This is a genomic window from Bradyrhizobium sp. AUGA SZCCT0160, from assembly GCF_018130105.1.
Classification (GTDB): Bacteria; Pseudomonadota; Alphaproteobacteria; order Rhizobiales; family Xanthobacteraceae; genus Bradyrhizobium.
The window spans coordinates 379,690-391,860 of record NZ_JAFCMD010000002.1 but is presented as its reverse complement, the minus strand read 5'-3'; the positions used below and the strand labels follow the sequence as shown (position 1 = coordinate 391,860).

The following is a 12,171-nucleotide window of genomic DNA, read 5'->3' as shown; positions in this document are numbered from 1 at the left end:
TGCAGGCGACAGCCTCGAATAGGATCGAGCATCGCAATGCCGGAAGTTGATCATGCAAGAGCGGTCGGAAAATCTGCATTCATTCTATGCCAGCCTTGTCTGCGCCGCCGCCAAGGTCCGCGATTCCCGGATTGAACAGGCCTTTCGTGTAGTCAAGCGCGAACCGTTTGTGGGCCCGGGGCCCTGGCTGATTGCGCTCGGCGCGCATGATTACGTAACGACCCCGAACGATGATCCGGCGTTTATCTATCAAAATACGCTGGTCGCGCTGGATAGCGCGCAACATCTCAATATCGGAATGCCCAGCGCGCATGCTTATTGGCTCGATGGCTGCGAATTGAAGGAAGGTGAGACGGTTCTACAAGTTGGCGTGGGCACGGGATATTACACCGCGATCCTCGCACAACTCGTCGGGCCGCGCGGGCAGGTGCACGCCTATGAGATTGACGGAGGCCTGGCGGATCGCGCGCGCGACAACCTGAAAGACCTGCCACAGGTGAATGTTCAGTCAAAATCGGGCATTGCGGCGGATCTGCCGAAAGCGGATTTGATCTACGTGTGTGCCGGTGCGGCCCAGCCAGCCCAACAGTGGCTCGATGCGTTGCGTCGCGGTGGCCGGCTGTTGTTTCCGCTTGCGCCCGCGGGTGTGCATGGCGGGATGCTGCTGGTCACACGTCCCGATCAGGGTGCGGTTTGGCCGGCAAGGTTCCGTGGCCGGGCACAGTTTATTGGCTGCATCGGTCTTCAGGACGAGGATGCCGGCCGCCGCCTGACGGAGGCGTTTCTGCAGGGGTGGGAAGACGTGCGGTCGCTCCGGCTCGATGGCGCCATCGACGACACCTGCTGGTTTGCCGGCGATGGCTGGTGGCTTTCAACGGCAGAAGCCGACGCTGTCCACGAGAATTGATCCGCGCCTAGACCTGCCGCACCACGCCGGGTTGGCCCAAGTCGCATTCCAGCGCGTCGCGATCCCATTTCGCTGAAATCGCCGCGGCTTCATAAGTGCTTTGCAGGAAATCCAGCAACGCCTGGTCGGGATCATCAGCCGTGCGCACGGCATCGTAGGGCAGGATGAATTCGCCGAGCGCTTCGCTGAAGAACGCCGCGTCGGGCCGCACCTTCGTCGCGCGAAAGCCCGCAGGCTCCGGATAGGCATAGCAGTAGAACGCGGGATAATCGATCGCGCCGCTTCCCGGCCAGAAGCCGGCGCTGCTGACTTCGTGCGAATAGGCCTCGCAGGCGACGTCGTCGGACAGATACGGTACGCCACCGGGATGACGTGGCGCGCGACGGCCGGAGAAGCGGGTCACCGCCAGATCAAAGCTGCCCCAGAAGAAATGCACCGGGCTGGCCTTGCCGAGGAATCCGGTGCGGAACTGTTTGAAGACGCGATCGCAGTTCACGAGAATCTGCAGAAAGTCCTTGATCGCTTCGGGATCGTAGGAAGCGTGGACGTTATCTTCCGAAAACCGGACCGGGTCCGGTAGTTCGTTCGGCATTTCGTCGATGGTGACGGAAATGTCCAGCTCGGTCAGCGTCATCATGGTGGCGGCGTAGAAGCTGGCAACCGATTTTCCCGAAAGCGCAAACTGCCGCTTCGCGCCATCGCTGGTCGAGATGCGCAGGACGTGATCGATGAAATCAAGATCGATCTGGAACGTTCGCGTGCCGTCCGGGACTGGCGACGTCGTCAGCCCGCGCGGAGTAACATAGAGCGCCACATGCCAGGAATGGTTCAGCCAGGGGGTCTTGCTCAACCTGATCTTGCCGACGATCTGGGTCCAGAGATGCAGCGTCGCATAGGTGTCACGCCACGCCGCGGTCGGCAATTCCGGCCACGGGGGTTGCGAAAAATTGCTCATGCCTAAACCCCGTATCGGTGAAAAGCGAGTGGTGGATTCCGTATCACGAATCCGTTTCGTACCACGAAACCGTCAGACCGATTTCACAATCTGGTGCATTCCGGGCATCGCCGCTGGCCGCGCGAGGCGCGGTAGAGACTGCGGCACCACCACCGCCGTGCAATCGCCTGCAGCGGACGGCGCACCAGTTGAGCCATAAAGAGAAGTTCGACCATGCTGAATCCATCGTCCCCAATGGATAAATGGGGCGGCAATCTCAAATGAGAATGCCGCCCGTCTCGCATCAGCCATGCAGTTAGCTATGGAGTTTCCTGGCGGTCTCCGCGATCACGCGTCCTTGATAGCGCGCGCCGGCGAGCTCGTTGTCGCTCGGCTGGCGGCTGCCGTCGCCGCCGGTGATCGTGGTCGCCCCATAGGGTGCGCCGCCGGTGACTTCATCGAGCTTCATCTGACCGGCAAAGCCGTAGTTGAGGCCGACGATGGTCATGCCGAAGTGCAACAGATTGGTGATGATCGAGAACAGCGTGGTCTCCTGGCCGCCGTGTTGGGTCGCAGTCGCGGTGAAGGCGCCGCCGACCTTGCCGTGCAACGAGCCCTTGGCCCAGAGGCCGCCGGCCTGATCGAGGAAGTTCGCCATCTGCGACGCCATCCGCCCGAAGCGGGTGCCGGTGCCGACGATGATGGCATCGTAATTGGCAAGTTCTTCGACCTTGGCGACGGGAGCTGCCTGATCGACCTTGTAATACGAAGCCTTGGCGACCTCGGCGGGCACCAGTTCGGGCACGCGCTTGATGTCGACGGTAGCGCCGGCTTCGCGCGCGCCCTCGGCGATGGCGTTCGCCATCGCCTCGATGTGACCGTAAGCGGAATAATAGAGCACGAGTACTTTGGCCATGATGGCTTTCCTTTGAGGTTGTAGGTGGTTGTTAATTGGTAGCTGTCATTGCCGGGCTTGACCCGGCAATCCATCGGCTTCGAAGATTCTCGCGGAGCGGGGTGGATGCCCGGGCCAAGCCCGGGCATGACGAGGAGTGAGTGTGGGGACTACGCCGCGTCGACCAGCACCAGTTCGCTGTCTTCCAGCGCCGTAATCGTCAGCCTGGCTTCATCGCGGATCGCCGCGCCGTCGCGGGCGTTGACGCGCACGCCGTTGACTTCGACGCTGCCGGCCGCCGGCACCAGATAGAGGTGCCGCGCCTTGCCGGCTTCGTATTCCGCGCTCTCGCCGGCCTTCAGCGTGGTGGCGAGCACGCGGGCATCGGCGCGGATCGGCAGCGCATCCTTGTCGCCGGCAATGCCGCTGGCGATGGTGACGAGCTTGCCGGAACGGTCCGACTTCGGAAACGGCTTGGCGCCCCAGGTCGGCTGGCCGCCTTGCGTGGTCGGCTCGATCCAGATCTGGAAGATCCGTGTATTGGTCGGCTCCAGATTGTACTCGGCGTGACGGATGCCGGATCCCGCGCTCATCACCTGCACGTCGCCGGCTTCAGTGCGGCCCTTGTTGCCAAGTGAATCCTGATGCGTGATCGCGCCTTCGCGCACATAGGTGATGATTTCCATGTTGGCGTGGGGATGGGCGGGAAAGCCGGTATTGGGGGCGATCTCGTCGTCGTTCCACACCCGCAGCGAGCCGTGACCCATATTGTCGGGGTCATAATGGCTGCCGAAGGAGAAGTGATGCTTTGCCTTCAGCCAGCCGTGGTCGGCGCCGCCGAGTTCTGCAAAAGGTCTGAGTTCGATCATGGGAAATACTCCTTGTTAAGTTTTGTGCGAGGTGCCAGGCGCCACGCGCCCGGCCTCGCCTGCATGAATTGAACTAGGCGCCGAAGCCGCCATCGACGTTGAGCACGGTGCCGGTAACGAACGAGGCGTCCGGGCTGGTGAGGAACACGACGCCGGCTGCGATCTCTTCGGCGGTGCCGTAGCGTTGCAGCGCGTGCTGCGTACGCTGGGCTTCGGCGAAATCGCCGCCGTCCTTCGGGTTCATGTCGGTATCGATCGAGCCCGGCTGCAGCACGTTCACAGTGATGCCGCGGGGGCCGAGGTCGCGCGATGCGCCCTTGCTGTAGCCGACGATCGCAGCCTTGGTGGCGGCGTAGTCGGCGAGGCCCGGGAACGATGCGCGGGTCGCAATGCCCGAACCGATGGTGACGATGCGTCCGCCTTCGCCCATCAGCTTCGAGGCTGTACGGATCGCGGTGACGACGCCATGCACATTGATCGCGTCCTGCCGCGCCAGTGCCGCGGTGTCGGCGTTGGCATCATCGACTGCGCCGCTGACGGCGACGCCGGCATTGTTGACGAGAATGTCGAGCCGGCCAAAGTGCTTGGCGACGTCATTCACCAATTGCTCGACTTCAACAGTGGAAGCCTGGTCGGCCTTGAAGGCGCGGGCTTCGACACCCTTGGCCTTCAACTCCTTGACGACGGCTTCGGCCTTGTCAGGGGAGGCGACATAGCTGATGGCGACGTTGGCGCCGTGATCCGCGAGGGCGCGGGCGCTGGCTGCGCCGATACCGCGGGAGCCGCCGGTGACGAGGGCTACCTTGCCCGAAAGTTTCCCGGCCATTGGATTTCTCCGTTGCTTGAATTCCGATGGCCATTGGATATGCCTCCCGACGTGGTATATAAATAGAAACTATCGAAACACATTGTTTCTATTTATGATCTAGGCGGAAGGGGAGGCCGGGCTGGCAAATCCATATTTCCGATCACCAAGGCAGCGGAATCCGGTCTCCCAGACCGAACCGCCGGGCGGGTTGACCACACTGATGCCTAGTCACTCGGGCGTCAGCTACGGGGAGGGTCAGGGCACCGCCGTTCGGCGCCGCATCAAGGAGTGAGGCATGAACGCCGTTCGCCGCGGACTATTGGGAATGATAGGAGTATTGCTGATGGCGAGCCCGTCAGACGCCGGCGGCCAGAAGCCGGCCGCGTCCGGTCAGGACGCCGCGGCGAAAGCGCGGCGTGCATCCGTCAAGCCCCGGCACGTTCTGTGTTTCCTCGGCGGCAAACAGGGCCTGGCGAAGCTGTCGGACGCGGCTTCGATGGCCATCCGCGATTTTGCCACCGGCTTTGGCATCGATCAGACCTATTCCCAGGACAAACCGGATCCGCGCATGAGCCGCTCGTTTGGGGTTTCCTGGGATCGCGTGCATCCCAATGCCCGCTCCAGCGCCGATGATGACGCGGTGGAAAATCACCAATCGGTGCTGTACGTGCTCGGTCCGCCCATGACGACGGAAACCGCCATCGTCGTTTCCACCGGTGCCTTGATGCTCGTCCACCAGGTCATCAAGGCGGGGGCTACCGCCGTCAAGGGCGAGAGCGCCGGTGTCGCGCACGGCCTCGTCAGGTGGAACGAACTCATCCTTCAGGCCAGTGCCGCGCTGAAATCCGATGATGACTTCGCGTTGCGCCGCGTTTGCCGCCTGGCATTCGCCAAACGGCCGCTGGCCTCGGACGATTATCTGGAAAGCGTCGGTTTTCACCTGGCGGGCTTGCCCGAAGTGTTCGTGCCGAAATCCCATGGCAGTGAACGGCAAGCCGTCGCGACCATGGACGCGGTCGCTGACGAGATCGCGCGGCAAGGACTGGAGGCAACGCTCAAGTCGCGCCGCGCCAAACTGTCCTTCGAGTCCGATTACGCGGAAGGCGATTTCAAATTCAATCCCTATGGTATCGTCAAGCTTGCATCCTGAGTTGGGCGAGGCCCGACCAATCACATCCGACAGGCGGCCGAATGCCGAAACTCCCGGATTTCGAAGCGCTCGCGATTTTTGCGAAGGTCGTGGAACTGCGGTCGTTTGCATCAGCGGCAACCGAGCTCGCGCTGTCCAAGGCCACGGTATCGAAGGCGGTAAGCCGGCTCGAACAACGGCTCGGCGCGCGGCTGTTCAACCGCACCTCTCGGCGGCTGGCGCTCACCGACGCCGGACAAAAGCTGGCCGAGCGTGCGACGCAGCTCCTGGTCGACGGCGAGGCGGCCGAGAACGAGGCGCTGTCACAATCGACGGCGCCGCGCGGGCTGGTGCGGCTCGCGGTGCCGATGACGTTCGGCGTGAAATCAGTAGCGCCGCTATTGCCGGAATTCCTCGAGCGATATCCGGAAGTCTCGATCGACCTGCACTTAAGCGACGCGACGGTGGATCTGATCGGCGAGGGCTTTGATGCCGGCCTGCGCATCGCGCGGTTGCCGGATTCCTCGCTGATCGCGCGGCGGCTGTGCGCGATGCCGCGCTACACGGTGGCCGCGCCGTCCTATCTCAAGCGCCACGGCCGGCCGACGCATCCGATGCATCTGTCCCAGCACAAATGCTTCGGCTACGCCTATCTCTCGACGCCCGGCGTCTGGCACTACACCAACGCCGCTGGCGAGCAGGCCAGCGTGCGCCCGGCCGGCCAGCTGCGCGTCAACAATGGCGAGGCGGTGCTGCCGTCGGTGATTGCCGGGCTCGGTATCGCCGATCTGCCCGACTTCATCGTCGGCGACGCCATCGCCTCCGGCGAAGTCGAGGTGATCCTCAAGGGCTGGAAGCAGCCGGAAGGCGCGGTGCATCTGGTGACGCCCCCCGGCGGCCCGCGCCCCGCCCGCGTCGAGGTGCTGGCAGAGTTTCTGATGAAGCATTTCGCCAAGGGGAAGAGGAAAGCGTCCTGAGGCGGCGCGACGAACGGGGCCTTTGCCCATGGGATCGAGTTTAGGCTAGGCTACCTCCAACAACCAAAACAAAAACTCCGGGGGAAATGCCTATGAACCGACGCGAACTCCTCAAAGCCGCCGCGCTGCTGCCGCTGGCGCAAACCGCGCTCTCGCATGCGGCGTTTGCGCAAGCTGCCTATCCGTCACGCAACATCACCATGATCGTGCCGTTTCCGCCGGGCGGGCAGGCTGATCTGGCGGCGCGGCCGGTGGCGCAGGCGCTTGAAAGAATCCTCGGCAAGCCTGTGCTGGTCGACAACCGCGCCGGTGGCGGCGGTGGTTCGGTCGGCAATGCGGCGGCGGCGCGCGCCGAACCCGACGGCTACACATTGTTGATGACGCTGTCGTCGCTGGCGGTGCTGCCGGAAGCCGACCGGCTATTCGACCGCCCCGTGGCCTACGAAGTATCGCAATTCGCGCCGGTCGCGCGCGTGCTGGCCGACCCCACGCTGCTGGCGGTGCCGGCCTCCGCGCCATGGAAGACGCTGCAGGATTTCGTCGATGACGCCAAAAGGCGCCCCGGCCAGATCCCTTACGGCTCGTCGGGCCCCTATGGCACGCTCCATATCGCGATGGAAATGTTCGCGGCGAGCGCCGGCATCAAACTGCTGCACGTGCCGTTTCGCGGCGCCGCGCCCGCGTTGACCGCGCTGCTCAGCGGCACGGTGCAGGCGGTGGCCTCGGCGCCGGGTACGCTGAAGCAGCAGGTCGATGACGGCAAGATGCGCGTGCTGGCGAATTGGGGCGCCGCGCGCATTGCAAGCTTTCCCGATCTGCCGACCTTCCAGGAGCTCGGCTACAAGGACGTCGAGTTCTACATCTGGGCGGGTCTGTTCGCGCAGAGCGCGTTGCCGGCGCCGATCATGACGCAGCTGCGCGGCGCGATGGCGCAGGCGGTCAAGGCGCCCGAGGTGATCAAGACTTTCGAAACCGCGGGCAGTCCGGTCGCCTACATGGACGCGCCGGAATTTGCAAAATTCGTCGCCGACGACAGCGCGCGGCTGGTCGCCGCGGTGAAGAAGATCGGCAAGGTGGAGTAGGGAACTCCATTCACATTTTTTTGTCTGAGCGAACGTTGGGTGGCCGCATTCATTGGAGAGTTTTGGGAGCGGTGCGAGTTGGAACCCGCATCGCCACACCACTCGAATGAAAGGACCGGACATGAAACGAGCGGACCCGGCCGCGCCACGCATCGTGCTCAGCCTTGCCCTCGCGATCGGAAGCGTTGGCGCCCTGCAATCAACCGCATTCGCCCAGGAATACAGGGGAACTTGGGAACAACAGATGGCCTGCACGCCAGACGTCTGGCGTCTCTGCAGCGATCAGGTTCCGGATGTCAGCCGGATCGTGGCGTGTTTGCGGCAGAATACGCCGCAGCTCTCGAACAACTGCCGCGCCGTATTCGAATCGCAGGCGAATGCGCAACCAGGCGGACGGGGGCCGCAACCGCAAATGGCGCCGCGCGGCCGTGCAGTACCACTGGTACAGCCCCAGCCGCTGCCGCCGAGGCCCTATCAAGAGAGACCCTACTATCAAGACGACGACGATTAGGCCGTCGCTTCGCTTTCGGTTCTGACCTCACAGACATCGACCCATTCGGCCGAGGTCAGTTCGGCCATGCGCGCGGGTGTGATGCGCACCGCGCTGTGCGTCGAGCCCGCCGCCGGAACCACGATATCGAACGCCTTTAGCGACACATCGCAATAGACCGGCAGCGGCGTCTTCAGTCCGAACGGACAGACGCCGCCGACTTCATGGCCGGTGATCTCCGCGACCTCGTCGAGCCCCAGCATCTTCGGCTTGCCCCCGAACAGCGCCTTCACCTTCTTGTTGTCCATCCGCGAGGTGCCGGCCGCCACGATCAGCACCACGCGTTCGCCGATCCGCAAGGAAAGCGTTTTGGCGATCCGCGCCGGCTCGACACCATAGGCCTCGGCCGCCAGCGCCACGGTCGCTGAACTCATCGATGATTCGATCACCGCAATGTCGGGCGCCTTCTCGGCGAAGAAGGCGCGAACGGAGGCAAGACTCATTTCAGGACCTTTGGGCAGACACCAAGGCGGGAAGCTCGGCGAGACCATGGATGCGATGATCGGGCGCAACGCCGAACTCGTCCATCTGGGTGCGCAATATCTTGAACATCGTCAAGGGCGGCATCGTCTCGCTTTCAAGACAGGCCAGCGCCATCGCTTCCGGCGTCACCCGCTCGATCCAGGCGACGTTGAGCCCGAACGCCTTGGCGCCGCAGGCGTCCCACGGGTTCGAGGAGATGAACAGGACCTCGTGCGGCGGGATATGAAGGGTGCTTTCGATCAAGGCGTAGGCGTCCGGGCTAGGTTTGAATATCTTATTGGCGTCGATGCTGATGGTGGCATCGAGCACGCGGTCGAGGCCACTGTTCTTCACCAGCGCGCCCAGCATGTCCGGGCTGCCGTTGGAGAGAATGGCAAGCTTCTTGTCCCTCATCGCAGCGAGCGAGGCAAGCGCATCGGGATAGAGATCGAGATGCAGGTACTTGTCCATGATCCCGGCGAAATCAGCCTTGTCGTATTTCAGGCCGAGGCAGCGCAGCGTGTAGGCCAGGGATTCCCGCGTCACATCAGAGAAATCCTCATAGCGCCGCATCAGCGAGCGCAGCCAGGTATATTCCAGCTGCTTGATCCGCCAGACTTGGGTGATGATTTCGCCGTAACCGGGAAACGCCTGTTCGGTAACTGACGCCACCGACTGGACATCATAGAGCGTACCATAGGCATCGAACACGACGGCTTTGATAGTCACGTGACTTACTCTCTTCTGCCAATCGTTGCGTCGAGAAATTCGCGGAGCGCGACGATCGATTGGTCTGTTGCAATCTGGTTGAATTCGAGATGGCGCCCCGAAAGCTCGGCCGGTATCGCGACGCTGGGTACGTCGAAGCCGTGATAGGCGTCGGGATAGATGATGAGTTTGATCGGCGCGCCCTGATCCTTCTGCCTTGATATGCCCCAGGCGTCACGGCCGTCTACCATTTTGCGGCACTCTTCGGCAGGGGTCACGTCATCGCGCTCGCCGATCAGGATCAGCGTCGGCACCGTCATGCCGCCCTTGAAATGACGGCAGGGCGGATAGAACGCGATGGCAGCATGAAACTTGTTTGGCGAAGCCTGTTCCAGGAAGCCATGCTCGACGGACGTGAGAGCCACCCGGCCGCCGTTCGCAAAACCCAGCACCGCAATCCGCGCAGGATCGACCAATGGATGGCGCGCCAGAAACTTCAGGGCCCGGTAGCCATCCAGGATCAGATCCTGCGGGGGATGTTCGCCGCAGTGCTTCAGGCCGCGCGGGCCGAGGCTGTCGACGGTGAGCGTCACATAGCCCCAGGAGGCGATCCGCTTACCCCAGCGCTGGTCCAGCCGTCCCCAATTTCCATTGCAGCTATGCAGCAAGACGACGGCAGGCGACGGGCCCGCGCTGCTTGTTTGCCGCAGGTAACCCTGCAGCGGATGGGAGCTGGCGAGCGGGCTCTCGATCTCGACGGCAATCGGCGGCGATTCAGCCGCGAAGCATTGAACGATGCCTGCCGTCGAGATCGCGGTGACGAGGACGGCGATTTTGGCAAGTTGGGTCACTGGCCACCATCTTGTTCAACCGTCCGCCTGCGAAGCGAACGCCTCGTTATATACCCAAAATCTTCCGTGCGTTGGCCTTCAGGACCTTGGGCCGGATCTCGTCGCGGATGTCGAGCTTGGCAAAATCCGCCAGCCAGCGGTCCGGCGTGATCACAGGCCAATCGGAGCCGAACAGCATCTTGTCCTGCAGGATCGAGTTGATGTAGCGCACCAGGATCGGCGGGAAATACTTCGGCGACCAGCCGGAGAGGTCGATATAGACGTTCGGCTTGTGGGTCGCCACCGACAGCGCCTCTTCCTGCCAGGGGAATGACGGGTGGGCGAGGATGATCTTCAGGTCGGGAAAATCCGCCGCGACGTCGTCCATGTACATCGGGTTGGAATATTTCAGCCGCATCCCCATGCCGCCGGGCATGCCAGAGCCGACGCCGGTCTGGCCGGTGTGGAACAGCGCGATCGCGCCGCCCTCGTTGATCGCCTCATAGAGCGGATAGGCCATGCGGTCGTTGGCATAGAAGCCCTGCATGGTCGGGTGGAATTTGAAGCCGCGGACGCCGTATTCCTCGATCAGCTTGCGCGCTTCGCGCACGCCGAGCTTGCCCTTGTGGGGATCGATGGACACGAAGGGGATCAGGACGTCGAGATGGTCGGAGGCGACCTCCAGCATCTCGTAATTGTTGTAGCGGCGGAAACCGGTTTCGCGCTCGGCGTCGACCGGGAAGATCACGGCGGCGATCTTCTTGGAGCGGTAATAGGCCGCGGTTTCCGGAACCGTGGGCGGGTGCTTGTGCGGCGACTTGAAATAGTCGGCCATCTGCGCCTGGAAATCGTCATAGCCGTCGTCGCCATGCATGCCGCAGGGCTCTTCGGCGTGGGTGTGGATGTCGATCGCCACGACGTCGTCGATATTGGGCAATGTGAGCTTGGCCATTTGGGGTTCCCGGCGGCTTGATTTTTCGGTCCGGAAAATTGATTATACTATATAACAAATTCCGCAAGGCGGCAGAACCGAGATCGCGGAAAAACAGGGAGGATGGCATGGCGCCGGGGCAAGCCTTCGAGACCGATTTCTGGAAAGACGCCAATCTGCGCAAGGCCTGGGACGACATCGTGCCCGGCGAGCCGCGCAAGACCATCCCCTACACGCTGACCAGGGAGGCAATCGAGCTGTACTGCAGATCGGTCGGCGAGGATCACCCGATCTATTTTGACGAGGCCTACGCCAAGACCACTCGCTATGGTGGACTGATCGCGCCGCCCTCGATCCACATCCTGCTGATGTTTTCCTGTACGCCGGCGGACGACTGGATGCGCTCACCTGGCACCGTCAATGCCGGGCAATCCTGGAGCTACAACATTCCGGCGCGGCCGAACGACGTCATCACATTGCAGGCCCGCGCGCTCGACAAGTTCATCAAGCGCGAGCGGCTGTTCGTGGTGCACGACAACGTCTTCTTCAACCAGCATGGCGACGTGATCTGTTCCGGCCGCGGCTGGACCATCCGGCCCGAATGAGCGGAGAGCGTCATGACCACCAGCTTCGAAAACCTGAACGCCGGCGACAGCATCGATGGCCCGAAATTCGCGGTGTCACGCGAATCGATCCGGCTGTTTTGCGATGCCTCGCTCGACTACAACCCGCTGCATCTCGACGACGACTACATGAAGGGCAATTTCGGCAAGACCAATTTCGGCGGCATCATCATGCACGGCATGAACAATTTCGGGCTGATTTCCCGGATGCTGACCGACTGGGCCTATCCCGCCGGCGCCATCCACCGCCGGCTGGAAACCCGGTGGGTCAAGCCGGTGAAGCCCGGCGACACCATCCAGCCGACCGGAATCGTCAAATCCAAGCAGGTGACCAAGAACTCGCGCTGGGTGCTGATCGACGTCATGGTGCGCAACCAGGCGGGCGAAAAGGTCGCGACCGGCGAGGCGATGATCGAGTTTCCGAATTAGGCGGGATGAGATCAGGACGTGAACCCATCAACTGCTG

The 12,171-nt window shown here is 62.7% G+C and carries 15 protein-coding genes; 7 read left to right on the top strand and 8 right to left on the bottom strand.

What is annotated here, in order from left to right; genetic code table 11:
- Positions 1-52 precede the first annotated feature (52 nt).
- Positions 53-907 carry a protein-L-isoaspartate O-methyltransferase gene (locus JQ558_RS05495; RefSeq protein WP_212292933.1) on the top strand — a complete coding sequence of 285 codons (855 nt, stop codon included), beginning with the start codon at positions 53-55 and terminating at the stop codon, positions 905-907.
- Between the two features lie 7 nt (positions 908-914).
- Here the strand turns inward: JQ558_RS05495 and JQ558_RS05490 are convergent, their stop codons facing one another.
- The 4 genes from JQ558_RS05490 to JQ558_RS05475 form a co-directional block, all read right to left on the bottom strand.
- The gene (locus JQ558_RS05490) at positions 915-1,862 is read right to left on the bottom strand and encodes a DUF5996 family protein (protein ID WP_212292934.1); all 948 of its coding nucleotides are present in this window, start codon (positions 1,860-1,862) and stop codon (positions 915-917) included.
- 295 nt (positions 1,863-2,157) lie between these two features.
- Positions 2,158-2,757, bottom strand: a complete 600-nt coding sequence (wrbA, locus tag JQ558_RS05485; RefSeq protein ID WP_212275696.1) for an NAD(P)H:quinone oxidoreductase — start codon at positions 2,755-2,757, stop codon at positions 2,158-2,160.
- A gap of 149 nt (positions 2,758-2,906) precedes the next feature.
- Positions 2,907-3,605 (bottom strand): pirin family protein, encoded by a 699-nt coding sequence (locus JQ558_RS05480; protein WP_212209578.1) that lies wholly within the window; start codon positions 3,603-3,605, stop codon positions 2,907-2,909.
- A gap of 73 nt (positions 3,606-3,678) precedes the next feature.
- Positions 3,679-4,431: an SDR family NAD(P)-dependent oxidoreductase gene (locus JQ558_RS05475; RefSeq protein WP_212292935.1), complete on the bottom strand. Its 753-nt coding sequence runs from the start codon at positions 4,429-4,431 to the stop codon at positions 3,679-3,681.
- Between the two features lie 277 nt (positions 4,432-4,708).
- Between JQ558_RS05475 and JQ558_RS05470 the strand changes: the two genes are divergently transcribed.
- From JQ558_RS05470 to JQ558_RS05455, 4 genes are all read left to right on the top strand, one after another.
- Positions 4,709-5,563: a hypothetical protein gene (locus JQ558_RS05470; RefSeq protein WP_212292936.1), complete on the top strand. Its 855-nt coding sequence runs from the start codon at positions 4,709-4,711 to the stop codon at positions 5,561-5,563.
- Between the two features lie 41 nt (positions 5,564-5,604).
- Positions 5,605-6,519, top strand: a complete 915-nt coding sequence (locus JQ558_RS05465; protein ID WP_212209581.1) for a LysR family transcriptional regulator — start codon at positions 5,605-5,607, stop codon at positions 6,517-6,519.
- 92 nt (positions 6,520-6,611) lie between these two features.
- The gene (locus JQ558_RS05460; RefSeq protein WP_212292937.1) at positions 6,612-7,601 is read left to right on the top strand and encodes a tripartite tricarboxylate transporter substrate binding protein; all 990 of its coding nucleotides are present in this window, start codon (positions 6,612-6,614) and stop codon (positions 7,599-7,601) included.
- Between the two features lie 121 nt (positions 7,602-7,722).
- Positions 7,723-8,112, top strand: coding sequence for a hypothetical protein (locus JQ558_RS05455; protein ID WP_212292938.1), 390 nt, complete (start codon positions 7,723-7,725; stop codon positions 8,110-8,112).
- Here the strand turns inward: JQ558_RS05455 and JQ558_RS05450 are convergent.
- From JQ558_RS05450 to JQ558_RS05435, 4 genes are read right to left on the bottom strand one after another with little or no spacing between them, the layout of a single operon-like run.
- Positions 8,109-8,594, bottom strand: coding sequence for a YbaK/EbsC family protein (locus tag JQ558_RS05450; protein WP_212209584.1), 486 nt, complete (start codon positions 8,592-8,594; stop codon positions 8,109-8,111). The genes JQ558_RS05455 and JQ558_RS05450 overlap by 4 nt on opposite strands.
- A gap of 1 nt (position 8,595) precedes the next feature.
- Positions 8,596-9,342, bottom strand: a complete 747-nt coding sequence (locus JQ558_RS05445; protein ID WP_212292939.1) for a haloacid dehalogenase type II — start codon at positions 9,340-9,342, stop codon at positions 8,596-8,598.
- Positions 9,343-9,347: 5 nt separating this feature from the next.
- Positions 9,348-10,172, bottom strand: coding sequence for a dienelactone hydrolase family protein (locus tag JQ558_RS05440; protein ID WP_212292940.1), 825 nt, complete (start codon positions 10,170-10,172; stop codon positions 9,348-9,350).
- A gap of 46 nt (positions 10,173-10,218) precedes the next feature.
- On the bottom strand, positions 10,219-11,103 hold the full coding sequence (locus JQ558_RS05435) for an amidohydrolase family protein (protein WP_212036908.1): 885 nt from the start codon (positions 11,101-11,103) through the stop codon (positions 10,219-10,221).
- A 107-nt stretch (positions 11,104-11,210) separates the two neighbouring features.
- Here JQ558_RS05435 and JQ558_RS05430 point away from each other — a divergent pair, with 107 nt between their 5' ends.
- Both JQ558_RS05430 and JQ558_RS05425 read left to right on the top strand, forming a co-directional pair.
- Positions 11,211-11,687, top strand: coding sequence for a MaoC family dehydratase (locus JQ558_RS05430; RefSeq protein WP_212292941.1), 477 nt, complete (start codon positions 11,211-11,213; stop codon positions 11,685-11,687).
- Positions 11,688-11,699: 12 nt separating this feature from the next.
- The gene (locus JQ558_RS05425) at positions 11,700-12,134 is read left to right on the top strand and encodes a MaoC family dehydratase (protein ID WP_212292942.1); all 435 of its coding nucleotides are present in this window, start codon (positions 11,700-11,702) and stop codon (positions 12,132-12,134) included.
- Positions 12,135-12,171 lie beyond the last annotated feature (37 nt).

Bases quoted from the DNA above. Each gene is read 5' to 3' on its own strand.
- JQ558_RS05480 (WP_212209578.1), bottom strand. From the start codon at position 3,605: ATGATCGAACTCAGACCTTTTGCAGAACTCGGCGGCGCCGACCACGGC.
- JQ558_RS05495 (WP_212292933.1), top strand. From the start codon at position 53: ATGCAAGAGCGGTCGGAAAATCTGCATTCATTCTATGCCAGCCTTGTC.
- JQ558_RS05490 (WP_212292934.1), bottom strand. From the start codon at position 1,862: ATGAGCAATTTTTCGCAACCCCCGTGGCCGGAATTGCCGACCGCGGCG.
- JQ558_RS05475 (WP_212292935.1), bottom strand. From the start codon at position 4,431: ATGGCCGGGAAACTTTCGGGCAAGGTAGCCCTCGTCACCGGCGGCTCC.
- JQ558_RS05435 (WP_212036908.1), bottom strand. From the start codon at position 11,103: ATGGCCAAGCTCACATTGCCCAATATCGACGACGTCGTGGCGATCGAC.
- JQ558_RS05450 (WP_212209584.1), bottom strand. From the start codon at position 8,594: ATGAGTCTTGCCTCCGTTCGCGCCTTCTTCGCCGAGAAGGCGCCCGAC.
- wrbA (WP_212275696.1), bottom strand. From the start codon at position 2,757: ATGGCCAAAGTACTCGTGCTCTATTATTCCGCTTACGGTCACATCGAG.
- JQ558_RS05465 (WP_212209581.1), top strand. From the start codon at position 5,605: ATGCCGAAACTCCCGGATTTCGAAGCGCTCGCGATTTTTGCGAAGGTC.
- JQ558_RS05425 (WP_212292942.1), top strand. From the start codon at position 11,700: ATGACCACCAGCTTCGAAAACCTGAACGCCGGCGACAGCATCGATGGC.
- JQ558_RS05430 (WP_212292941.1), top strand. From the start codon at position 11,211: ATGGCGCCGGGGCAAGCCTTCGAGACCGATTTCTGGAAAGACGCCAAT.
- JQ558_RS05455 (WP_212292938.1), top strand. From the start codon at position 7,723: ATGAAACGAGCGGACCCGGCCGCGCCACGCATCGTGCTCAGCCTTGCC.
- JQ558_RS05460 (WP_212292937.1), top strand. From the start codon at position 6,612: ATGAACCGACGCGAACTCCTCAAAGCCGCCGCGCTGCTGCCGCTGGCG.
- JQ558_RS05470 (WP_212292936.1), top strand. From the start codon at position 4,709: ATGAACGCCGTTCGCCGCGGACTATTGGGAATGATAGGAGTATTGCTG.